General features: G+C 47.5%; 18 protein-coding genes and 1 tRNA gene. 17 read left to right on the top strand and 2 right to left on the bottom strand.

Annotated features, from left to right (window positions below):
- Positions 1 to 181 precede the first annotated feature (181 nt).
- The gene (locus ACTNEN_RS01850) at positions 182 to 2,140 is read left to right on the top strand and encodes an oxidoreductase (protein ID WP_441204356.1); all 1,959 of its coding nucleotides are present in this window, start codon (positions 182 to 184) and stop codon (positions 2,138 to 2,140) included.
- 208 nt (positions 2,141 to 2,348) lie between these two features.
- Here the strand turns inward: ACTNEN_RS01850 and ACTNEN_RS01845 are convergent, their stop codons facing one another.
- Entirely contained in the window at positions 2,349 to 2,990 is a 642-nt protein-coding gene (locus ACTNEN_RS01845; RefSeq protein WP_441204355.1) for an orotate phosphoribosyltransferase, read from the bottom strand.
- Positions 2,991 to 3,339: 349 nt separating this feature from the next.
- Here ACTNEN_RS01845 and ACTNEN_RS01840 point away from each other — a divergent pair, with 349 nt between their 5' ends.
- The 7 genes from ACTNEN_RS01840 (at position 3,340) to upp (ending at position 13,579) form a co-directional block, all read left to right on the top strand.
- Positions 3,340 to 5,268 (top strand): DNA gyrase/topoisomerase IV subunit B, encoded by a 1,929-nt coding sequence (locus ACTNEN_RS01840; RefSeq protein ID WP_441204354.1) that lies wholly within the window; start codon positions 3,340 to 3,342, stop codon positions 5,266 to 5,268.
- A gap of 56 nt (positions 5,269 to 5,324) precedes the next feature.
- The gene (locus tag ACTNEN_RS01835) at positions 5,325 to 7,562 is read left to right on the top strand and encodes a DNA gyrase/topoisomerase IV subunit A (protein WP_441204353.1); all 2,238 of its coding nucleotides are present in this window, start codon (positions 5,325 to 5,327) and stop codon (positions 7,560 to 7,562) included.
- 126 nt (positions 7,563 to 7,688) lie between these two features.
- Positions 7,689 to 8,771, top strand: a complete 1,083-nt coding sequence (asd, locus tag ACTNEN_RS01830) for an aspartate-semialdehyde dehydrogenase (RefSeq protein WP_441204352.1) — start codon at positions 7,689 to 7,691, stop codon at positions 8,769 to 8,771.
- 210 nt (positions 8,772 to 8,981) lie between these two features.
- On the top strand, positions 8,982 to 10,055 hold the full coding sequence (locus ACTNEN_RS01825; RefSeq protein ID WP_441204351.1) for an aldose epimerase family protein: 1,074 nt from the start codon (positions 8,982 to 8,984) through the stop codon (positions 10,053 to 10,055).
- Between the two features lie 9 nt (positions 10,056 to 10,064).
- Positions 10,065 to 12,074: a DNA topoisomerase gene (locus tag ACTNEN_RS01820; protein ID WP_441204350.1), complete on the top strand. Its 2,010-nt coding sequence runs from the start codon at positions 10,065 to 10,067 to the stop codon at positions 12,072 to 12,074.
- Positions 12,075 to 12,170: 96 nt separating this feature from the next.
- Entirely contained in the window at positions 12,171 to 12,845 is a 675-nt protein-coding gene (locus ACTNEN_RS01815) for a UDP-N-acetylglucosamine pyrophosphorylase (protein ID WP_441204349.1), read from the top strand.
- 89 nt (positions 12,846 to 12,934) lie between these two features.
- Positions 12,935 to 13,579: a uracil phosphoribosyltransferase gene (gene upp / locus ACTNEN_RS01810; RefSeq protein WP_441204348.1), complete on the top strand. Its 645-nt coding sequence runs from the start codon at positions 12,935 to 12,937 to the stop codon at positions 13,577 to 13,579.
- Between the two features lie 97 nt (positions 13,580 to 13,676).
- On the opposite strand, the gene ACTNEN_RS01805 is transcribed toward upp, so the two are convergent.
- Positions 13,677 to 13,759, bottom strand: a tRNA-Leu gene (locus ACTNEN_RS01805).
- A 50-nt stretch (positions 13,760 to 13,809) separates the two neighbouring features.
- On the opposite strand from ACTNEN_RS01805, the gene ACTNEN_RS01800 reads away from it, so the two are divergent.
- The 9 genes from ACTNEN_RS01800 (at position 13,810) to pta (ending at position 22,653) form a co-directional block, all read left to right on the top strand.
- Positions 13,810 to 14,157 (top strand): anti-sigma factor family protein, encoded by a 348-nt coding sequence (locus ACTNEN_RS01800; RefSeq protein ID WP_441204347.1) that lies wholly within the window; start codon positions 13,810 to 13,812, stop codon positions 14,155 to 14,157.
- Between the two features lie 24 nt (positions 14,158 to 14,181).
- The gene (polA, locus tag ACTNEN_RS01795; protein ID WP_441204346.1) at positions 14,182 to 16,779 is read left to right on the top strand and encodes a DNA polymerase I; all 2,598 of its coding nucleotides are present in this window, start codon (positions 14,182 to 14,184) and stop codon (positions 16,777 to 16,779) included.
- Positions 16,766 to 17,134 carry a hypothetical protein gene (locus tag ACTNEN_RS01790; protein ID WP_441204345.1) on the top strand — a complete coding sequence of 123 codons (369 nt, stop codon included), beginning with the start codon at positions 16,766 to 16,768 and terminating at the stop codon, positions 17,132 to 17,134. The genes polA and ACTNEN_RS01790 overlap by 14 nt, the downstream gene beginning before the upstream one ends.
- 1 nt (position 17,135) lies before the next feature.
- Positions 17,136 to 17,723: a dephospho-CoA kinase gene (gene coaE / locus ACTNEN_RS01785; RefSeq protein WP_441204344.1), complete on the top strand. Its 588-nt coding sequence runs from the start codon at positions 17,136 to 17,138 to the stop codon at positions 17,721 to 17,723.
- A complete protein-coding gene (locus tag ACTNEN_RS01780) occupies positions 17,686 to 18,489 on the top strand; it encodes an MBL fold metallo-hydrolase (RefSeq protein ID WP_441204343.1) in 804 nt (267 codons plus the stop codon). Before coaE ends, ACTNEN_RS01780 begins: the two co-directional genes overlap by 38 nt.
- Positions 18,490 to 18,504: 15 nt before the next feature.
- The gene (locus tag ACTNEN_RS01775; protein ID WP_441204342.1) at positions 18,505 to 18,777 is read left to right on the top strand and encodes an ACT domain-containing protein; all 273 of its coding nucleotides are present in this window, start codon (positions 18,505 to 18,507) and stop codon (positions 18,775 to 18,777) included.
- Positions 18,778 to 18,798: 21 nt separating this feature from the next.
- The gene (locus ACTNEN_RS01770) at positions 18,799 to 20,181 is read left to right on the top strand and encodes a PFL family protein (protein ID WP_441204341.1); all 1,383 of its coding nucleotides are present in this window, start codon (positions 18,799 to 18,801) and stop codon (positions 20,179 to 20,181) included.
- An 85-nt stretch (positions 20,182 to 20,266) separates the two neighbouring features.
- Entirely contained in the window at positions 20,267 to 21,445 is a 1,179-nt protein-coding gene (locus tag ACTNEN_RS01765) for a tRNA(Met) cytidine acetate ligase (protein WP_441204340.1), read from the top strand.
- Between the two features lie 200 nt (positions 21,446 to 21,645).
- Positions 21,646 to 22,653, top strand: coding sequence for a phosphate acetyltransferase (gene pta / locus ACTNEN_RS01760; RefSeq protein ID WP_441204339.1), 1,008 nt, complete (start codon positions 21,646 to 21,648; stop codon positions 22,651 to 22,653).
- The last annotated feature ends 89 nt before the right edge of the window (positions 22,654 to 22,742 follow it).

Here is a 22,742-nt window from a genome sequence, read left to right as displayed (position 1 = left end):
ATACCTTTTTACCCACGGATTTTCTGTAAATCTCTGTAAAAATAACGTCGAGGTGCAAAAAAATAGTTTCTACGCACTTTCGGCTTGTTGATAGCGCGGATCGGGAAAGCCGTGTAAGATATACATGGTTAATTTGTTAACAAATATATTGATGATATGCAGAAATTTACAGGAGTGTGTCATGAGAAGTCGTAAATATCCTAACCTTTGCAAGCCGATTACCATCGGTAAAACAATATTCAGAAACCGTATGTTTTCTGCTCCTATGGGTGGAACAGATATCACAAATGACGGCTGCATCAGACCGAAGTCCACAGCTTTTTACGAGCTTCGTTCCAAGGGTGGAGCGGCAGCCGTTACCGTCAGCGAATGCATGGTACATCCTGCAACAGACGGATCTCATGCGTATCATCTGGATGAGTCGATTCTCAATTCTCTTGCCTGTGCTACCTATACAGCAGACGCGATCCGCAGACACGGCGGTATTCCGAGTCTTGAGCTCTCCCACTCCGGTATGTTTGCAGGGACCTATATGACGGATAAGAAAAGACAGCATGAGCTTCATCAGTGGGGACCCTCGGAAACGGTGCGTGCAGACGGTGTGCCGGTAAAGGCGCTTACAAAGGAGATGATCGAGGAAATCGTGGCAGCCTACGGACATGTAGCCGGACTTGCAAAACGAGCAGGCTTTGAGATGCTTATGATCCATGGCGGTCATGGCTGGCTTATAAATCAGTTTCTGTCTCCGCTTTTTAACCATAGAACCGATGAATATGGCGGACCACTTGAGAATCGTACCCGCTTTGCAATCGAGGTACTCCAAGCTGTAAGGGATGCGGTTGGTCCGTTTTTTCCGATTGAGTTTCGTATGAGTGGAGCGGAGTTTACGGAAGGAGGATATGACCTTGAGGAAGGCGTCCGCATTGCACAGGCGATCGAGCCTTACGTAGACATCATTCACGTGTCCGCAGGTACGTATCAGAAAACCTTTGGCATTACGCATCCTTCTATGTTTGAGGACCATGGCAGAAATGTATTTCTTGCGGCAGAGATCCGAAAGCATGTGCATAAGCCGGTAGCAACCATCGGCGGACTCAATGACCCGGCGCAGATGGAGGAGATCATTGCTTCCGGAAAAGCGGATATTGTGTATATGGGCCGTGCTTTGCTCGCGGATCCGTTCCTTCCGAGAAAGATCAATGAGGGGAGAGACGATGAGATTGTGCGGTGTCTCCGCTGCTTTACCTGTATGGCAGAGCGGGCAGCGACATCGACAAGACGATGTACGGTCAATCCACTGATCGGAAGAGAAATGGAGGGAGATGAAGTCCGGCCGGCACCGGTTAAGAAAAAGGTTCTGGTGGTTGGCGGTGGCCCCGGCGGACTGTACGCAGCCTATACTGCAGCCAGACGTGGTCATCAGGTTATCCTTTGTGAGAAGGAAAAAGAAGTCGGTGGAATCCTCAAGTCGGAGCAGGCGCTTCCGTTTAAATACGAGATGTATCAGCTCTCCGGTACATATCGTCTGCTTTGCGAGAGAGCCGGCGTTGAGATCCGTCTGGGAGTTGAGGTGACGCCGGATTATGTGGAGCAGGAAGCTCCGGATGCTCTGATCATCGCAGCGGGATCCACACCGCTGGTGCCTCCGATTCCGGGACTGCATGGTGAGGATGGAAGCAATGTGATTATAGTGAATAACTATTATAAGGACAAGGATCGCTGCACGGATCATGTCGTTGTTTTCGGCGGTGGTCTTGCGGGTTGTGAGTGTGCGGTACATCTCGGTCAGGAGGGAAAGCATGTTGAAATTGTAGAGATGCGTGACATGCTTGCTCCGGATGCCAATGTCCGTCATCGTCCACTGCTTATGGCAGAGATCCATAAATACTGCACGGTCCACACTGGTTATAAGGGACTGAAAGTCACAAAGGAGGGTATCCTTTGTGAGACCAGGGAAGGAAAGCAGGTGCTGGTTCCTGGAGATACGGTGATCTGTGCGCTTGGACAGAGGTCCAGAACCGATGTTGTGGAAGCGCTGATGGATACCGCTCCTTTTGTACGCGTGATCGGAGACGCAGCGAGAGTATCCACCATTACCAATGCGGTTTACTGGGGCTACCATGCCGCATTGGACATCTGATTCCAGATACATACTTTGCTTCATATCTGGAAAGTTGATTTCATTCATAGGCATTCAGCTGATATTGACATCAGTAGATAAATAAAAGAAGAGGGCGTGCGAAAATGATTTTCCATTTTCGCACGCCCTCTTCTGAAAGAGATTCTGCGGAGCAAGTAGTTAACAGAAGGAGGCCATGCTTCGCAGAGAGTGAAGAATACACTTAAATTTAAATGGCAGATATGCCAAAGGCATTTACTAGTGCATCCAGCTTGATGCCTTTTTTACACAACGGGCAGTCATGATAATCCGCATAGCTGTAATCCGGCAGATCCTTCCTGCCAAATACGGCAAGCACCGGGATACCGTTGATGTGATCAATCGCAGAGAACAATGCCGATATGCCGGATATTGTACCTCCATAGTAATTTACAGCCTCCATGATCTTGTTTACGGATTTACCGGTGGAAATCGAGCCCTCCAGGATCAGTACATTTTTGCCCTGAATCATAGGTTTCAGATTGTCCCGGAAGATAATCTGCGAGTTGGAGTTATACTCGGGCTGAATGACATAAAGGGTCTTATGTGCATTGGTATTAAGGAAGCCGGCCTTGCTGAGCTCCTCCGCAAGATAAGCTCCAATCACTTCGGTTCCTTCCGCACAGAGAATCGTATCTATGATTGTGCCATACAGATACATGGTGCTGAGTGTCTGCGCAATTTCATGTGCTTCGCTGACTCTTGATTTAAGAGTGGTGAGATCCAAATAATAATTGGTGTGGCAATGGTTTGTCGCAAAATGACCTTTCCGCACCTTGAGCGGAGCTCTTACGCCAGCGGTTTGAATTTTGGTATAAGCAATCGCATCCATACATCTGTCCTCCTCAGTTACTTTGCAAGATTTTTATTAACTTCAGTATAGCACGTTTTTAAAAAAGTGAATATAATTTTCTATAATTTAAAAAAATAAAAAGAATTTTACATACCACAAGAACTTGTATAACAGAACAAATGTATGCTAATATATTTTTGCCGGGACTTGATTCAGGCTTAACTTTCGTGCTATAGTTTATGAGCTTTGTGACGGGATCAATAAAATTCTTTTACAGATTTTAGCAGAATTTCAGTAAAAAGATCCTGCTTCTTTACGGAACGGAAGCGTAAAAGTAATGATTGCGAATGTTTAACATTTGACTTTATACATGAAACTGGAGGATAGAATGGCAGAGCCAAAATATAATGCAGACAGTATTACCGTACTGGAGGGACTGGAAGCCGTACGCAGACGTCCGGGTATGTATATAGGTTCCATCAGTACCAAGGGACTCAACCATTTGATTTACGAGATCGTGGATAATTCCGTGGATGAACATCTTGCCGGATACTGCTCGGAAATCTGGGTGACGCTTGGTCCGGATGGCTCCTGCACGGTTCGGGATAATGGACGCGGGATCCCGGTAGGGATGCATAAAAAAGGCGTCTCTGCAGAGCGGGTTGTTATGACAACACTGCATGCGGGTGGAAAATTTGATAATAAATCTTATAAAACCTCCGGCGGACTGCATGGAGTCGGTTCCTCCGTCGTCAATGCGCTCTCGTCATATATGAGAGTCCGGGTATATCAGGATGGCAAAATCTATGAGGATGAGTATGCACGCGGCATCCCGACAAAAGAGCTAGTCAAGGGTCTGCTCCCGGTCATCGGCAAAACCAAAGAAACCGGTACGGAGACTACGTTTATCCCGGATGGTGAGATTTTTGAAAAAACGCGCTTCAAGGAGGACTGGCTTAAGTCAAGGCTTCATGAAACTGCATATCTTAATCCGGATCTGATCATCCACTATGAGGATCGGCGGGGGGAAACACCTGAGATCATTCAGTATCATGAGCCGGATGGTATTTCTGCTTTTGTACGTGAATTAAATAAGGATTCCGAGACGGTAACTCCGGAAATTTATTTTAAAGGGACTTCCGGTAATACCGAAGTGGAGTGTTGTATTCAGTTTACGGATTCCTTTGAGGAAAACATCCTGGGCTTCTGTAATGATATTTTTACGCAGGAGGGTGGCACCCATATTGTCGGATTTAAGGGTAAGTTTACTCAGCTGGTTAACAGTTATGCAAGACAGCTTGGGATCCTTAAGGATAAGGATGCTAATTTTACCGGTGCGGATACAAGGAATGGTATGACGGCAGTTGTTGCCGTAAAATATCCGGAGCCTATTTTTGAAGGTCAGACCAAGACCAAGCTTGCATCTCAGGATGCATCAAAGTATGTTGCCAATGTAGTAGGAGACGAGCTTGAGCATTATTTTGACCGTAATGTCGAGGTAATCCGGACGATCATCGGCTGTGCGGAGAAGTCAGCCAAAATCCGGAAGCAGGAGGAAAAGGCCAAGACCAATATGCTTTCCAAGTCAAAGTACTCCTTTGACTCCAACGGAAAGCTTGCCAACTGTATCTCCAAAAATCCGGATGAGTGCGAAATATTTATTGTTGAGGGAGATTCTGCAGGCGGCTCTGCCAAGACCTGCCGGGACCGGCATACGCAGGCGATACTTCCATTAAGAGGTAAAATCCTTAATGTCGAGAAGGCTACGATTGATAAGGTGCTTGCCAATGCAGAGATCAAAACCATGATCAATACCTTCGGCTGTGGCTTTTCCGAGGGCTATGGCAATGATTTTGACATCAGTAAGCTCAGGTACAATAAAATCATCCTCATGACGGATGCTGATGTGGATGGCTCACATATTGATACGCTGCTGCTTACCTTCCTCTACCGTTTTATGCCGGATCTTATCCGGGAAGGACATGTCTATGTTTCCATGCCGCCGCTGTATCTTGCGGTACCAAACAGCAAAAAGGAAGAACCGGAATATCTTTATGATGATAAGGCACTGGAGAAATACCGGAAAAAACATAAAGAGGGCACCTTTACCTTGAAGCGGTTTAAGGGTCTTGGAGAGATGGATCCGGAGGAACTCTGGGAAACAACCCTTAACCCGGAAAATCGCGTATTAAAACGGGTGGAGATCGAGGACGCAAGGCTTGCCTCCGAGGTTACAGGGATGCTCATGGGATCAGATGTCGGTCCGAGACGTACCTTTATTTATGATCATGCCAATGAGGCTGAAATCGATGCGTGATACATGCGGATCGGAAATATGGAACCTGTCCGGATGCAGAATTAGGAGAAAATTGCATGGCTGAAAAAATACTTACAACAGAATTTTCTGAGGAGATGCAGAAAAGCTATCTGGATTACTCCATGAGTGTCATTACCGCCCGTGCCGTACCGGATATCAGAGATGGACTGAAGCCGGTTCAAAGGCGAGTGCTGTATGACATGAATGAGCTTCATGCCAACTCAGATCGTCCGACATATAAATCCGCAAGAATCTGCGGTGATACCATGGGTAAATATCATCCGCATGGAGATTCCTCTATTTATGATACTCTGGTTGTAATGGCGCAGGGCTTTAAACGGATGCAGCCGCTGGTTCATGGACAGGGAAATTTCGGATCGATCGAGGGTGATTCTGCAGCTGCACCCAGATATACGGAAGCCAAGCTGGAAAAGTTTACCGAGGACTGTATGCTGCAGGACCTTAACAGTACAGTGCCATTTCAGCCAAACTATGATGAGAAGCTGAAGGAGCCTGTGGTGCTTCCGGCGAGAGTTCCCAATTTTCTACTCAATGGCTCTGAGGGTATTGCTGTTGGCATGGCAACCTCTACACCGCCTCATAATCTGGGCGAAATTATCGATCTGATCCTGGCATATCTGCGTAATCCGGCGATGGAGACGGCAGAGATGATGCAGTATCTCAAGGGACCGGATTTCCCGACGGGAGGAATCATTGCCAACAAGTCAGAGCTTGTGGATATCTACCGGACCGGCACAGGCAAGTTAAAGCTCCGGGGGAAGCTTCGCTTTGAGCCTAAAAAAGGACGGTCCGACCGTGATAAGCTTGTCGTGACGGAGATCCCGTATACGATGATCGGGCAGGGCATCATGAAGTTTATGCAGGATGTCGCGCAGCTGGTAGAGGACAAGAAGCTGCCGGAGATCGTGGATATTTCCAACCAGTCCGGTAAAGACGGCATCCGGATCGTGCTGGAGCTCAAGACCGGTGCGGATATTGAGCGCATCGAGAACGTGCTTTATAAAAAGACAAAGCTTGAGGACACCTTTGGCGTTAATATGCTTGCAATCAATGAGGGTCGTCCGGAAACCATGACGCTTAGGGGGATCCTTAAGGCGTATCTCAAGTTCCAGTATGAAATTATTGACCATAAGTATAATAATCTTTTGGAACAGGAGCTTTCCAAAAAAGAGGTGCAGGAAGGTCTCATCGAGGCGGTGGATCTGATTGATGCCATCATTGCGCTCTTACGCAGCAGTAAATCTCAGGCAGAAGCCAAAGCTGCACTTATGAGCGGAAATATGAAGGGCATCACGCTCCGGGCAAGAGATCAGGAGTACAGAGAAACCATTGAGGGCTTCCACTTTACGGAGCGTCAGGCACAGGCAATCCTGGATATGCGTCTCAGCAAGCTGATCGGTCTCGAACTCATTGAACTACAGAAGCAGCACAGAGAAACTTTAAAACGGATCAAGGAGTACAAGTCGATCCTTGCGTCCCGATCCAAGGCTAATGAAGTGCTGTCCGAGGATCTTATGATGATCCGTACAAAATATGCGGTACCAAGACGTACGTTGATTGAGGACGGCAAAGAGGCGGTCTATGACGAGACGCAGGTGCAGGAGATGAAGGTTTATTATATCCAGGACAAATTCGGATATTGTAAGCTGATGGATGAAGCTACGTATCTTAGAAACCAGGAAGCAGTGGATACGGAGAACCGCTTTATTTTCCCGGCTATGAATACGGACCGGGTGCTGTTCTTTACGGATAAGGGTAACATGCATCAGATCAAGCTTCAGGATGTGCCGCTTGGCAAGCTCCGGGATAAAGGCGTGCCGGTAGACAATATCAGTAAATATAGTGCGAGCGAGGAGGAAATCATATTCGCATCCGTGAAATCAGAGCTCGTTGATAAGACGCTGATTTTTGCGACCCGCTCCGGCATGGTTAAGAAGGTTGAGACCTCAGAATTTGACACGGCAAACCGGCTGGTTTCCGCAACAAAGCTCGGAGAGGGAGACCGGGTTTGTCAGATTGCGGTTCTTAATGATGAAACGGATATTGTTTTCCGAAGCAGGGATGGATATTTCCTGAAATGCTCTCTGGAGGAGATCCCTCTCCAGAAAAAGAATGCACGAGGTGTTGCAGGCATCCGTCTCGGTAAGGAGGATGAGCTGGAGCAGTTCTATCTTCTCGGTGCTGAACCTGTGGAAGTGAAGGTAAGTGATAAGACGCTGCAGCTGAACCGTCTTCGGATGGCGGGAAGAGCCACCAGGGGTACGAAGCATTGATGTATGCAGTTTATGGCTTATATGAAAAATCGCTTGTTGCTATTTGCCATATTTAGTACTATAAATAGTGATTAAATATGCTTATACAGTATTTATAAAACAGGCGATAAAAAAGGAGATACAAATATGGAGAAGTTGAAGGTTGCTGTGCTTGGTGCAACAGGTATGGTTGGACAAAGATTCATTACTCTGCTTGAAAATCATCCATGGTTTGAACTGACTACACTTGCAGCATCCCCTCGTTCTGCAGGACTTACATATGAGGAAGCGGTGAACGGACGATGGAAGCTGGATATCCCAATGCCGGAAGTCGTAAAAAAGATGGTAGTAAAGGATGTCAGCAAGGTAGAGGAAGTTGCCAAAGATGTAGACTTTGTATTCTCTGCAGTTGACATGAAAAAGGATGAGATCCGCGCCATCGAGGAAGCCTACGCAAAGACGGAAACTCCGGTCGTATCCAACAATTCAGCACACCGCTGGACACCGGATGTACCGATGGTAATTCCGGAAATTAATCCGGAACACTATAAGATCATCGAGGCACAGAGACAGCGTCTTGGCACCACCCGTGGCTTTATTGCTGTAAAACCGAACTGTTCTATACAGTCCTATACACCGGCACTTTCGGCGTGGATGGAATTTGAACCATATGAAGTTATCGTATCTACCTATCAGGCAATTTCCGGTGCCGGAAAGAATTTTGAGTCCTGGCCGGAGATGGTCGGAAATATTATTCCATATATCGGCGGTGAGGAGGAGAAATCTGAAAAAGAGCCGCTGCGTATCTGGGGACATATTGAGGGATCTGAGATTGTACCGGCAGAAGTTCCTGTGATTTCCAGCCAGTGTATCCGTGTTCCGATCCTGAATGGCCATACGGCAACGGTATTTGTCAAGTTCCGTAAAAATCCATCCAAGGAGGAACTGATTGACAGACTTGTAAATTATAAGGGACTTCCGCAGCAGTACGAATTGCCATCTGCGCCAAAGCAGTTCATCCAGTATCTGGAGGATGACAACCGACCGCAGGTAAAGCTTGATGTAAACTTTGAAAGAGGAATGGGCATCTCAATCGGACGTTTACGTGAAGATACAATTTATGACTGGAAATTTGTAGGTCTCAGCCACAACACCCTGCGTGGGGCAGCAGGCGGCGGCGTAGAATCTGCAGAAATGCTGGTTAAGCTTGGATATATCACAAAAAAGTAATATAATACTATAAAAAAGATCGGGAATGCGTTTATAAAGACGAATTCCCGTATTTTTTTCTGCGAAACCAGATAAGCTCAGGAAATTTTTCCGGACTGGATGGATCTTGCAGACAGGATGAATGATCAATTAACGATGATGAATTGATGATGAAGAAGGCTAAAACGAAAAAGATATAAAAAAAATATAAAAAACAGGAGGAAATTTTCCATGGCAGTTACAAAAACCAAAATCGGCAGGCTTCCGGATGGACGGGATGTGAACAGGTACAGCTTAAGCAATTCATCGCATGCAGAGGCATCCTTTACAGACCTCGGTGGCATTTGGCTCACGATGCTTGTACCGGATAGAAGTGGAGCGATGAGAGATGTTCTGTGCGGTGCTGATACGGTTGAAACCTTACTGGTAAACCCGGGTCATATGGGAGAACCGGTCGGACGCAATGCCAATCGGATCGGTGGAGCGGTGTTCCAGATCAACGGCAGGAAGTATGAGCTCGGCAAAAACAGCGATGGAATCAATAATCTGCATTCCGGACCGGATTTTTACAGAAACCGTTTATGGGAGGCAGAAACCGGTACAGACGCGGAGGGAAGCTATGTTTGTTTCCGCCTGCATTCGCCGGATGGTGATCAGGGTTTTCCGGGAAATGCCGAGATCAGCGTCACGTATACGCTTACGGAGGATACTGCACTTCGGATCCATTATGAGGCTAAGGCAGACCAGGACACCGTCTTTAATCTCACCAATCATGCATATTTTAATTTAAACGGGCATGACAGCGGAGACGCAACAGATCAGATTGTATGGATCAATGCAGATCAGTTTACAGTGACGGATGCGCATTCCATCCCGACAGGAGAGCTCCGTACGGTTGAAGGAACACCGCTTGATTTCCGGAAGCCAAAGAGAATTTCTCAGGATATTAATGCGGATTTTGACGAGCTGAATCATGCAGGTGGTTTTGATCAGAACTTCTGTATCAATGCTTTTGACGGACAGTTGCGTCTTGCTGCATCTGCATATGCAGAGCAGTCCGGTATCAAAATGCAGGTTATGACAGACCGGGAGGGGCTGCAGTTTTATACTGCCAATGGTATGCACAATGACCGTCCGGGAGAGCCGGCATGTAAAAATGGCGTGCATTATGGACCGAGAACGTCCTACTGCTTTGAAACACAGCATTATCCGGATGCGATCAATCACCCGGAGTTTCCGACATCTCTTATAAAATCCGGAGATGTTTATGATACTGTAACCGTTTATCAGTTTTCTGTGGAGTAAGTTTCTGTTTTGAGTAAAGATTTATTTATTTCCGAGAAGCCCTCTGTGGCGCAGCAGTTTGCCCAGGCACTGGATATTGATCCGTCTCGCAGTCGTCGGGATGGTTATATCGAGACGGATCGCTACATTGTCACCTGGTGTGTGGGACACCTCGTTACGATGTCCTATCCTGATAAGTATGATGAGAGCCTCCGGAGGTGGAGATTTGATTCTCTGCCGTTTATCCCAGAGGTGTTCCGCTATGAGATCATTGACTCGGTCAAGAAGCAGTTTGACATCGTATCCGGACTTCTGCATCGTGAGGACGTTTCTACGATTTATATCTGCACAGACTCGGGACGGGAGGGGGAATACATTTACCGCCTTGTAGACATGATGGCAAAGGTGAGTGGTAAGGAGAAAAAGCGGGTATGGATTGACTCTCAGACCCGGGAGGAGATCCTCCGGGGGATACGGGAGGCAAAGCCGGATACAGAGTATGATAATCTGTCCGCGGCAGCGTTTTCCAGAGCCAAGGAGGATTACCTTATGGGCATCAATTTCTCAAGGGCTCTCACATTAAAGTATGGTAAAACGCTTTCAAGACACCTGGGCAGAGACAAAAACACCGTGATTTCTGTCGGCAGAGTCATGACCTGTGTGCTTGGGATGATTGTCCGCAGGGAAGAGGAAATCCGTTCCTTCCAGAAAACAAATTTTTACAAGATCAATGGTATGTTTGCTCCCGGAGAGGCGGATACCGATATAAAGCACGGAAGCTTCCGCGCGGAGTTCAGAAGCTCGGATTCTTCAACGAAATATGCGCCCACGGATCTATACAAAAATAATGGATTTTTAAAGCAGGAAAAGGCTGTGGAATTTATGAAGTCCTTTCAGCCGTTTCCGAGGGAAGCTGTAGTGGAAAGCATAGAGCGGAAAAAGGAAAGTAAAAACCCGCCGCTGCTCTATAATCTTGCCGAGCTTCAGAATGACTGCTCCCGTATGTTTAAAATAAATCCGGATGAGACGCTCGCCATTGCGCAGGAATTATATGAAAAAAAGCTGACGACGTATCCAAGAACCGATGCGCGTGTACTATCCTCTGCAGTCGCCAAGGAGATTCAGAAAAATATCAGTGGACTTAGAAATTTTGCACCGCTTGCAAACTATGCGGGGGAAGTACTTACATTTGCTTCGGTAAAGAGCATAGGTTCATCAAGATATACCGATGATAAAAAGATCACAGACCACTATGCCATTATCCCGACCGGACAGGGCATGAGGGAGTATCAGAATCTGAAACCGCTTACGCAGAAGGTATATCAACTGATCGTCCGTAGATTTCTATCCATTTTTTATCCGCCGGCGGTTTATCAGAAAATGAATGTTAGTATTGTCTCGGATGGAGAAAGCTTTGTGACAAACTCCAAAGTCCTGAAGGAGCCGGGGTATCTTACGGTTGCAGAGGTGCGGAGACAGGCGGAAAACGCAGGAACTCCGGATAAAGCTTCCGATGGAGATGCAGGTGAGGGGCAGGATGGCAATTCGGATGAAAAACCGGAGGCGGATTTTTCCGAGACCTTGCTCCGGCTTAAGAAGGGACAGAAGCTTAAGCTCGTGACCATGGAGATGAAGGAAGGTGAAACCGCACCGCCAAAACGGTATACCTCCGGTACGATGATCCTTGCGATGGAAAATGCCGGTAATCTGATTGAGGATGATGATCTGAGAGCGCAGATCAAAGGCGCGGGGATCGGAACTTCAGCGACCCGGGCAGGCATTCTGACGAAGCTTGAAAAAATCGGTTATATAGCGCTAAATAAAAAGACACAGGTCCTGACACCAACAAAACTCGGAGAGCTGGTAACACAGGTGGTGAAGGCTTCTGTCAGGCAGTTGCTAAATCCCGAGCTCACGGCATCGTGGGAAAAGGGATTAAGCTATGTAGCTGATGGAACAATCACGGAGCAGGAATATATGGATAAGCTTGAGCATTTTGTCCGGACCAAAACCAATGCAATAAAAAACACCAGATTATGAGATATTATGAGGCATAATTATGTGACAGGTCCGGATTTGTAAAATATGTATACGGCTGTAAAATATACAAATATCTTTAAATAAAAGAGGAAAACTATGACTAAAGAAGAACTTACGATCCAAAAGATGTATGATCTGAACTTCACGGAAGCGAGAGCGGTATTTGAGGGAATTACGTATCCATGGGAGGCGCTTCCCAAGATCCATGACTTTATTGCATCTTATGGACCTACGCTGGATCCGGAGGAATATCGGGAGGTAAAGCCTCATGTATGGGTTCATAAAACAGCTAAAATTTTTGACTCGGCATTTCTTTCCGAGTGGATTATCATCGGTGCGGAGACGGAGGTAAGACACTGTGCGTTTCTCAGAGGAAACATTATCGTAGGAAAAAACTGCGTTGTGGGCAATTCCTGTGAGCTTAAAAATGTCATACTTTTTGATTCCGTGCAGACACCGCACTATAACTATGTCGGAGATTCCATCCTCGGCTATAAGTCTCATATGGGTGCGGCATCTCTTACCTCCAATGTGCGCTCGGACAAAAAGCTTGTTGTCATCCATGCGTCAGATGGCGATATCGAAACCGGACTTAAAAAAGTGGGCGCAATGCTTTCAGACCATGTGGAAGTAGGCTGCGGCTCCGTCTTAAACCCGGGTGTCTGCATTGGCAGAGACACAAATATTTATCCGCTGAGTTCTGTAAGAGGGTGTGTATCAGCGCATATGATTTACAAAGCCAAGGCTGATATTGTGCCAAAGGCAGATTGAGGAAAATTCAGTAATCGACTCGTAAAAGGTTTAAAGTTCCGGGAGTTTGTAATAAAATAGATCCAGCCAAAGAAAAAAGGAGGACGGTTATGGACAACACTTATGGGGAGAATGTTCACATTCTCAATCATCCGCTGATTACGCACAAAATTTCCATTCTCAGAGATAAAAATACGGGTACCAATGAGTTCCGCCAGCTGGTAGAAGAGATTGCCATGCTGATGGGCTTTGTGGCACTGGCAGATCTTCCGATGAAGGATGTGGAGGTGGATACGCCGATTGAGCACACAACAGTCAAGATGCTTGCCGGTAGAAAGCTCGCCATTGTTCCGATCCTGAGAGCTGGTCTCGGGATGGTTTCCGGGCTTACCGCACTGGTTCCGTCGGCTAAGATCGGACACATCGGTATGTACCGGGATGAGAGTACACATGAGCCTGTAGAGTATTTTTGTAAGCTTCCGAGTCCGATTGAGGAGAGAACCATTGTTGTTTGTGATCCGATGCTGGCAACGGGCGGGTCTGCCGTGGATGCCATCAGCCAGATCAAGAGACATGGGGGCAAAAAGATCAAGTTTATCTGCATTATTGCTGCACCGGAGGGTATTAAAAAGCTTTCTGCAATGCATCCGGATATCCAGATCTATATCGGCAATGTGGATCGCTGCCTTAATGAAAATGCTTATATCTGCCCCGGACTGGGAGATGCGGGAGACCGGATTTTTGGTACGAAATAAACCATAGCGCAAGGCAATTTAAAAAGGTGCCAGGTACAAGTAAGTACAACAAAAGAAAAGGGAACAGCAAAAGCTGTTCCCTTTGTTTAAAAATGCGTGCCGCCAGCCGGACTTGAACCGGCACGAGGTTGCCCCCACCTGATTTTGAGTCAGGCGCGTCTGCCATTCCGCCATGGCGGCATCGAACTTATATAAATTACCATATCGGAGAAGGATTTTCAAGCAGAAATATGACATGTCTGGAAGCACGGAAGTGCATTTTTAATTATCTGAATCATAACCTGGACGATGAAACCTTAAAAAAATTCATGGAACATCTGGAGGAATGTCCGGATTGTATGGAAGAGCTCAGGATCACGCACATGGTATACTCCGGTGTTGCCAGACTGGACAGTGAAAATGATGAGGACAGCATGGACCTGGACAGTGAATTTCGTCATACACTGGAACAGTCGCGGTTTCATCTTATGAAGGTGGCGGCAGTCCGTATATGCCGATATGCTGTAGATACCATGGTATTTTGGGAAACGATGATCATCCTTTTTATGCAGCTCAGAGTCTGGCTGCTGGGATACTAACGGAAAGACAGGGACAAAAGTAGTATGGACAAGCTTTTACTAATCGACGGACACAGCATACTTTCGCGGGCGTTTTACGGGATCCCGGAGCTCAGCAATTCACAGGGACTACATACAAATGCGGTTTATGGGTTTCTCAATATCATGTTTAAGGTGATGGATGAGGAAAACGCGAATCATCTGGCAGTTGCATTTGACATGCATGCACCCACGTTCCGGCACAAGCTTTATGCTGCCTATAAGGGTACCCGCAAGCCTATGCCTGAGGAGCTTAAGGAGCAGGTTCCTTTGATCCAGGAGGTTCTTAAGACCATGCATATTCCGATCCTTACCATGGAGGGATATGAAGCAGATGATATCCTGGGTACGATAGCCAAAAGAGAGCAGTCCGGGCAGTGTGAGGTCACCATTGTTTCCGGAGACAGAGACCTCCTGCAGCTTGCAGACAAGCATATCAAGATTGCGCTGCCTAAAACCTCCAAAGGAGTGACGACAGTTTATAATTATTACCCTGAGGATGTACAAAAGGAGTGGGCCGTTACTCCAACGGAATTTATTGATTTAAAGGCGCTGATGGGCGATTCTTCCGACAATATCCCCGGAGTTGAAGGCCTGGGACCAAAGTCCGCGGAGTGGATCATACAGAAGTATCATACGATTGAGGCAGCTCATGAAGCAGCGCTCCGGGAGGATCCTGAATTTAAGGTTCCCAGAAAACCCAAAGCCGCTAAAATGCTTGTGGAGCAGTGGGACAGTGCGGAGATGTCCAAAACGCTTGCAACCATTCATACAGAGGTACCGATTGCATTCACATATGAGGATGCAAGGGTTTCGGATATGTATAATCCGGAGTCACTGGCTTTCATAAAAAGACTCGAGTTTAAATCTCTGATCAAACGCTTTGATGAGGTAGAACTCCCGGAGGATCATACGATGGATCCGGGGCTTGTAAAAGAGGTGACCGATCCCTATATTGCGAGAATTGCCTTTAAGGATGCGGAGCGAGAGGGACGGGCTTCTTTTGTTGTGAATGGAACCGGCGGGGATGCGTCCTTGTATTTTGCGTTATCTCATGACCGCTATTATCATTTTTACGGCTTTGATTTCCGCGAGGAACTTAAAAAACTTTCGGATCATGTGGATCTTTATACACTCAATTTAAAAGAGCAGCTGTATGAAGTGGAGTTTGCTCCGTCCTCCAAGGTATGGGACCTTGCTCTGGCAGCGTATCTTGTAAATCCATTGAAGGACACCTACAGCTATGAGGATCTGGCAAGAGACTTCCTGAATCTGACACTCCCATCAGAAAAAGAGCTTTCTGATTCTGCCAAGGCAGCGGCATATACCGTGGTCGTCGCGCTGGAGGCGGCGGAGCCGGTACGGAAGAAGCTGGATGAATTACAGGAGCTTTCACTGTATCAGACGATCGAGATGCCGCTTGTATATACCTTGTATCATATGCAGAGAGCCGGGGTGCTGGTAGACCGCCAGAAGCTTCTCGATTACGGTGTGGAGCTTAAGGAGGGAATCCGGGAGCTGGAAGCCAGGATTTATGACGAGTGCGGGGAAAACTTTAATATTAACTCTCCAAAGCAGCTTGGGGAAATCCTTTTTGAAAAGATGCAGCTTCCGGGAGGCAAGAAAACCAAAACAGGGTACTCAACGGCTGCAGATGTGCTGGAAAAGCTTGCCGAGGAGCATCAGGTAGTTAGAGACATTTTAAACTACCGGACACTTTCCAAGCTTAATTCCACATATGCAGAAGGTCTCCTCAATTTCATTTCCGAGGACGGACGGATCCATGGAGAGTTTAATCAGATGGTTACGGCAACCGGCCGGATTTCCTCTACCAATCCGAACCTTCAGAACATCCCGATCCGTACGGAGCTTGGCAGGAGATTCCGCAAGGTATTTGTGCCGAAGCCCGGATGCATCTTTATCGACGCGGATTATTCTCAGGTTGAGCTCAGGATCCTTGCGTCTCTCTCGGGAGATGAAAATCTGATTGCAGCGTACCAGCATGCCTCGGACATACATGCGGTTACGGCATCCCAGGTATTTCATGTGCCGCTCAGTGAGGTTACACCGCAGCTGAGACGTAATGCCAAGGCTGTGAACTTTGGAATTGTCTATGGTATTTCGGCATTTGGACTTTCGGAGGGTCTGAGCATTTCCCGCAAGGAGGCAAAGGAATATATTGAAAGATATTTTGAAACCTACCCGGGTGTAAAGCAGTATCTGGATCATGAGGTGGCGTCTGCGCGGGAGCATGGATTTGTGCGTACCATGTTTGGCAGGATCCGTCCGGTACCGGATATCAACAGCTCCAATTTCATGCGCCGGCAGTTTGGAGAGCGTGTAGCGATGAACTCTCCGATCCAGGGGACTGCAGCGGATATCATGAAAAAGGCAATGAATGAGGTAGACCGAGCGCTTACCGAGGGAGGATATAAAGCAAGAATCGTCATTCAGGTACATGATGAGCTGTTGCTGGAGGTTCCGGAAAAGGAAGCAGACGCAGTGGAGAAGCTGCTGGTAGATACCATGCAGAATGCGGTAGAGCTTAAGGTGTGGCTGCTTGCGGATGCCAAGAGAGGAAATGACTGGGATGAAGCGCATTGATACCAAAGACATCATGCATCTTAATTTTTTAAAGATGTCAAACTATACTGGCTCCTCGGAGGGGATGCGCTACCGGATGGAGAAGCATACCTATCGTGTGCCGGACACGGAGGCGGCAATCCCGGAGCCGACAGCGGAAAACCCGGAACCGGAGCCGCCTGCAAAGGAAAGCACGGATCTCCTGGTTACTGTCTGGCCGGAGCCCTTTGCTTATGACCATACGCCGGAAGATCGTAAGATATCCCGGTCATTTACATTTGATGAGGATGGCATTTCCAAGAGCCTCAAGTGGCTGAATGAAATGAAGCAGCAGGACTGGAATGCCAAACGGCTGAGACTGGAGGAAGGAATCTAGTATGGTGATTGGTGTGATTGGTGGTGTCGGTGCCGGGAAATCCACTGTGCTGGAGGTGCTTAAAAACGATTTTCAGTATGAGGTTTACCGGATGGATGATCTTGCCAAAGCTCTTTATCAGCCGGGAACCAGAGTCTATGATGCAATCCTTGCACTGCTTGGACCAGATGTGGCGCGAGAGGACGGAAGTCTTGATTTTACGAAATTTGCAGAGCGCTTATACCGGGACAGGGTATTGCGGAAAAAGGTGGATCATATTGTGCATCCGGAGGTGTTTCGTGAGGTAGACCGCCTTATCGCTAAAGCACGTAAAAAAGAACATAATATTACGGTGGAGACGGCGCTTCCCAATCAGCATTTTATTGACGAATGCGATGAAGTGTGGTTCATTTATACAGAAGCAGAGGTCCGGATTCAAAGACTCATGGAGTCCAGAGGCTATACAAGAGGGAAAGCTGAGGATATGATACATTCGCAGATGGATGATGCAGAGTATTTTGAGCTGTCGACGTTTGTGATTGATAACTCGGGGACCAGAGAGGAAACGGTACATGAGATTTACGAGCATTGCAAGCGGTTCCAGCGGTAATTCCACATATATCGGGACAGAAGATACGCATGTGCTCATTGATGTCGGGGTGACAATGAAGGCAATCAATGAGGGACTTCATCACCTGGAGCTTGGCTTACAGGATGTGAATGCAATCTTCCTCACGCATGAGCATATTGACCACATTAAGGCGATTGGAACGATAAGCAGAAAATATGGGATTCCTGTATATGGAACGCTGGAAACGTTGCAGGAGGTTCTCATGAACCGGAGTCTTGGCGTAGTCCCAAAGGATCTCCTGCATCCAATTCTACCGGATCATCCGATGAAGGTCGGAGATCTCAAAATCCGGGCGTTTTCCATAGACCATGATGCAGCCAATCCGGTCGGATATCGTATAGAAACAGACGATGAAAGCAAAAAAGCGGCAGTGGCAACCGACATGGGACATTACACACCTTATGTGCAGGAGCATCTTATGGATCTTGATGTTATGCTGGTGGAAGCCAATCATGATCTTGGAATGCTGGCGTCCGGACCTTATCCGGTGTCGCTTAAGCGCAGGATCCTCTCGGATCATGGGCATCTCTCCAATGATAATGCCGGGAGCCTGATCGATGAAACCTTAAACCAGCGGATCCGGCATGTTTTTCTCGGGCATCTCAGTAAGGAAAACAATCTGCCGATGCTGGCGCTTCAGACAGTAAAACATCAGATTGATGCTTCAGAATCGGAGTTTCATGCGGATGATTTTGACATTACTGTCGCAAAACGGGACGGAATATCTGAAATTGTGGAATTTTAATGTGGAGGATGATGTATGAAAAAGGCCATTATTACTGTTGTCGGCAAAGACTCTGTGGGTATTATCGCTAAGGTCTGTACATATCTGTCCGGTAAAAATATTAATATCCTGGACATTTCCCAGACGATTACCGGAGGCTATTTTAACATGATGATGATTGTGGATATCCAGAAATCCAATGCTTCCGTTGATCAGATCAACACAGAGCTTGAGGAGCTTGGCAGCTCCATGGGGCTTGTGATTAAGCTGCAGCTCGAAGAAATTTTCACTTCCATGCACCGGATCTGATCTATGCCGGAGGAGGATGCTATGCCTAATAATAATGACCTTGTAAATATTCAGGAAGTTTCGGAAACCAATAATATGATCGAGCACAATAATCTGGATGTGCGTACGATCACCATGGGGATCAGTCTTTTGGACTGTGCCGCCGGGGATGCAGATACCTTTTGTGATAACATTTACCGGAAGATCACGACCCTTGCCAGAGATCTTGTAAAAACCGGAGAACAAATCTCCAGGGAATACGGGGTGCCGATTGTCAACAAACGGATCTCGGTAACACCCATCGCCATCGCAGGGGCAAGCGCATGCCATACAACAGCGGACTTTGTTAAGGTGGCGCATACTCTGGACAAGGCAGCAAAAGAGGTAGGAGTAAATTTTCTCGGAGGATTTTCCGCACTCTGCCAGAAGGGAATGACGACAGCAGATCAGAATCTGATGCGTTCGCTGCCGCAGGCTCTGTCCGAAACGGATATTGTCTGTGCATCTGTAAATCTGGGTTCCACCAAAACAGGCATTAACATGGACGCAGTGAAGCTGATGGGTGAAGTTATTAAGGAAGCGGCGTATCTTTCACGGGACACCGATTCCTCCGCCTGCTCCAAGCTGGTGGTATTTTGTAATGCTCCGGATGATAATCCATTTATGGCGGGGGCATTTCACGGCGTATCTGAGGCGGATGTAATTCTTAACGTCGGCGTGTCGGGTCCCGGAGTGATGCGGGATGCTCTTAAAAATGCAGGTGATATGAATTTTGAGGAGCTCTCTGAAACGATCAAAAAGACGGCATTTAAGATTACAAGAGTCGGACAGCTGGTTGCCAAGGAGGCGTCCCGTATGCTTAAGATCCCGTTTGGCATTATTGATCTTTCCCTTGCGCCGACACCGGCAATCGGAGATTCCGTTGCCGATATCCTGGAGGCGATGGGGCTGGAAAAGGCAGGCGCACCGGGAACGACAGCGGCTCTTGCCATGTTAAATGATCAGGTTAAAAAGGGCGGCATCATGGCATGCAGCTCTGTAGGTGGACTGTCCGGTGCGTTTATTCCGGTTTCCGAGGATCAGGGCATGATTCATGCTGTTGAAGCCGGGGCATTGACGATCGAGAAGCTCGAAGCGATGACCTGTGTCTGCTCCGTAGGTCTGGATATGATTGCAATCCCCGGAGATACACCGGCAACTACAATTTCCGGCATTATAGCCGATGAAGCGGCGCTTGGTATGGTGAACCAGAAGACGACAGCGGTCCGTGTGATACCAGCTTACGGTAAAAAAGTCGGAGACAGTGTAGATTTTGGCGGTCTGTTAGGGCATGCGCCGATTATGAAGGTAAATACATTTGGATGCGCCCGATTTGTAAACCGCAGCGGCAGGATCCCGGCTCCGATTCACAGCTTTAAGAACTAAAGGAGCATGGATACAGCTTTGCCAGGACCGGACGTATACATCTCAGGCTTACTTTACAGCTTACTTTATATAGGAGCAGAGGATTATGTATCAGGGGAAAAAGGTCATTGGCATTGTAGCTGAGTTTAATCCGTTTCATGAGGGACACCGGTATCTGATCCAGAAGATCCGTGAGAGATATGGGGACTGTATCGTTCTCGCTGTGATGTCCGGGGATTTTGTAGAGCGGGGTGAGCCTGCGATTTTTTCCAAATATGAACGTACGGAACAGGCACTCCGGGGCGGTGTGGACATGGTGTTGGAAATTCCGGTGATGTTTGCGACAGCGTCTGCGGAAAATTTTGCTTCCGCAGGCATTTCCCTGCTGCGTAGAACCGGTCTTGTGGACCAGCTTGTTTTTGGCTCGGAGAGTGGTAATCTCTTAAGACTGGATCAAATTGCCGAGATTCTTGTGCATGAGTCGGAGTACCCGGAGTTTCGTAAAACGCTTTCCGAGGAGCTCCATAAAGGACGAAGCTATCCGGCGGCAAGAGAGCAGGCAGTCCGGGCAACGCTTCGGAACCGTCTTACACCGGAGGTGGAGAAAACCGGGCATATCCTGGAGCCGAATGATGTACTGGGCATAGAGTACCTTAAGGCATTGAAGCGGCAGGGAAATCCGTTTCCTGCAGATGTTATTGTCCGAAATACAGGCTTTGCCTCCGCTCATGCCATCCGGAAAAGAATCCATGAGGGGCAGGGAGAGCATCACGAGAGGCATGCATCGCTTAATCAGCTCTCGGACATGCTGTCGTTTATGCTGCTGAAGCTATATCATGATGGATATGACCTTGCGGATTATCTAGATGTAAGCGAAAACCTTGCCAATGCAGTCTTACGGCATGTGGGAGAGAATCTTACCTTTACAGAGAGGATCCAGGCAGCTAAAACAAGAAACTACACCTACTCGAGAGTGAGCAGGGCGCTCCTGCATATCCTGCTGGACATTCGCAAAACGGAAGCTGTGAGGGCTGCCGGGTATTTTGGCAAGGAGCCGGTACCGGTTCGTGTACTTGGAGTACGGGCAGACTACAGGGAGCTGCTGGGACAGCTTGCAGCCAAGCCGATTACATCCATGGCAAAATATCAAAGTGAGGACTACGAGCAGGCATCTTCTGTAAGCAGGCTGCTATTTGAGCATGATTTGTTTGCTGCTGATTTATATCGCCTGATTTATCCGATGGATGAGAATGAATACACGCGGAGGTTTCTCGTGCTCGCATGATGTGTGTATTGAAAAAAATGCGGAATATAGCCAATTTTTGGCTGTTTCCAATGGCATTTTTTGTTGCGGTGGATTTTTAAAAGTGTATAATCAGAATAGGTATGTGAACTGTATACACGTAGTACAGAGTAATGTGCTGCTTGTCGGGGATTTTATCCCCGGCTGATTTAATATGAAATGATTTGAGAGGAGAATCACCAATGGCATTTATTGACAAGATCAAGGAAAGAGCTAAGGCAGACAAGAAGACCATCGTGCTTCCAGAGTCTATGGACAAGAGAACCTATGAGGCTGCCGAGACGATTTTAAAAGAGGGTATTGCTAATCTGGTTATTATCGGTACACCTGAGGAAATCGCTAAAAACGGAGCTGGATTTGATCTTACCGGCTGCAAGTTTGTTGATCCGTTTACCGATCCTAACAGACAGAAGTACATCGATAAGTTCGTAGAGCTCAGAGCTAAGAAGGGTCTTACCCCGGAGCAGGCCGAGGAGCAGATGACAAAGGATTATATGTACTATGCATGCCTTATGTGCAAGTGCGGTGATGCAGATGGTGCTGTTTCCGGCGCATGTCACTCTACCGGTAATACCATCCGTCCGGCTCTGCAGCTGCTCAAGACCAAGCCGGGCATCCACTCAGTTTCCGGATTCTTCCTTATGGAGGTACCAAACTGTGAGTTTGGTGAGCAGATTGATGGCAATGGACTGTTTGTCTTTGCTGACTGCGCGGTAAATACAGACTTCGATTCCGAGAAGCTGGCTGAGATTGCATATCTTTCCGCTAACTCTTTCCGTCAGTTCGTTGGCGCAGAGCCTAAGGTTGCTATGCTTTCCTACTCCTCCAAGGGATCCGCAAAGCATGATGATGTAACTAAGGTTGCAGAGGCTGTAAAGATCGCACATGAGCAGCATCCTGAAATTCAGCTGGATGGTGAGCTGCAGCTTGATGCAGCAATCGTTCCGTCTGTCGGCGCTTCCAAGGCTCCGGGATCTTCTGTTGCAGGACAGGCAAACGTCCTTGTATTCCCGTCTCTTGAGGCTGGAAACATCGGCTATAAGCTGGTACAGAGACTTGCCAAGGCAGGCGCTTACGGTCCTGTACTTCAGGGTCTTTCCATGCCGGTAAACGATCTGTCCAGAGGCTGTTTTGCCGATGATATCGTTGGCGTAGTAGCTATGACAGCAGTACAGGCACAGAACGCGTAAGGAAGCTTACAGAAGAAGCTTACTGAAAAAAGAGGGACAGGCCGTCAGGACTGTCCCCCTTACAACATCTGAAAGGAAAATATAAACCA

It is taken from the genome of Oribacterium sp. HCP28S3_H8 (assembly GCF_052064775.1).
GTDB lineage: Bacteria > Bacillota > Clostridia > Lachnospirales > Lachnospiraceae > Oribacterium.
Note: the sequence above shows the minus strand (reverse complement) of the source record. Positions and strands in the feature narration are given on the sequence as shown.

Bases quoted from the DNA above. Each gene is read 5' to 3' on its own strand.
- ACTNEN_RS01835 (WP_441204353.1), top strand. From the start codon at position 5,325: ATGGCTGAAAAAATACTTACAACAGAATTTTCTGAGGAGATGCAGAAA.
- ACTNEN_RS01815 (WP_441204349.1), top strand. From the start codon at position 12,171: ATGACTAAAGAAGAACTTACGATCCAAAAGATGTATGATCTGAACTTC.
- ACTNEN_RS01765 (WP_441204340.1), top strand. From the start codon at position 20,267: ATGTATCAGGGGAAAAAGGTCATTGGCATTGTAGCTGAGTTTAATCCG.
- coaE (WP_441204344.1), top strand. From the start codon at position 17,136: ATGGTGATTGGTGTGATTGGTGGTGTCGGTGCCGGGAAATCCACTGTG.
- ACTNEN_RS01850 (WP_441204356.1), top strand. From the start codon at position 182: ATGAGAAGTCGTAAATATCCTAACCTTTGCAAGCCGATTACCATCGGT.
- ACTNEN_RS01775 (WP_441204342.1), top strand. From the start codon at position 18,505: ATGAAAAAGGCCATTATTACTGTTGTCGGCAAAGACTCTGTGGGTATT.
- ACTNEN_RS01780 (WP_441204343.1), top strand. From the start codon at position 17,686: ATGAGATTTACGAGCATTGCAAGCGGTTCCAGCGGTAATTCCACATAT.
- upp (WP_441204348.1), top strand. From the start codon at position 12,935: ATGGACAACACTTATGGGGAGAATGTTCACATTCTCAATCATCCGCTG.
- ACTNEN_RS01825 (WP_441204351.1), top strand. From the start codon at position 8,982: ATGGCAGTTACAAAAACCAAAATCGGCAGGCTTCCGGATGGACGGGAT.
- pta (WP_441204339.1), top strand. From the start codon at position 21,646: ATGGCATTTATTGACAAGATCAAGGAAAGAGCTAAGGCAGACAAGAAG.
- ACTNEN_RS01770 (WP_441204341.1), top strand. From the start codon at position 18,799: ATGCCTAATAATAATGACCTTGTAAATATTCAGGAAGTTTCGGAAACC.
- ACTNEN_RS01790 (WP_441204345.1), top strand. From the start codon at position 16,766: ATGAAGCGCATTGATACCAAAGACATCATGCATCTTAATTTTTTAAAG.
- ACTNEN_RS01800 (WP_441204347.1), top strand. From the start codon at position 13,810: ATGACATGTCTGGAAGCACGGAAGTGCATTTTTAATTATCTGAATCAT.
- asd (WP_441204352.1), top strand. From the start codon at position 7,689: ATGGAGAAGTTGAAGGTTGCTGTGCTTGGTGCAACAGGTATGGTTGGA.
- ACTNEN_RS01840 (WP_441204354.1), top strand. From the start codon at position 3,340: ATGGCAGAGCCAAAATATAATGCAGACAGTATTACCGTACTGGAGGGA.
- polA (WP_441204346.1), top strand. From the start codon at position 14,182: ATGGACAAGCTTTTACTAATCGACGGACACAGCATACTTTCGCGGGCG.
- ACTNEN_RS01845 (WP_441204355.1), bottom strand. From the start codon at position 2,990: ATGGATGCGATTGCTTATACCAAAATTCAAACCGCTGGCGTAAGAGCT.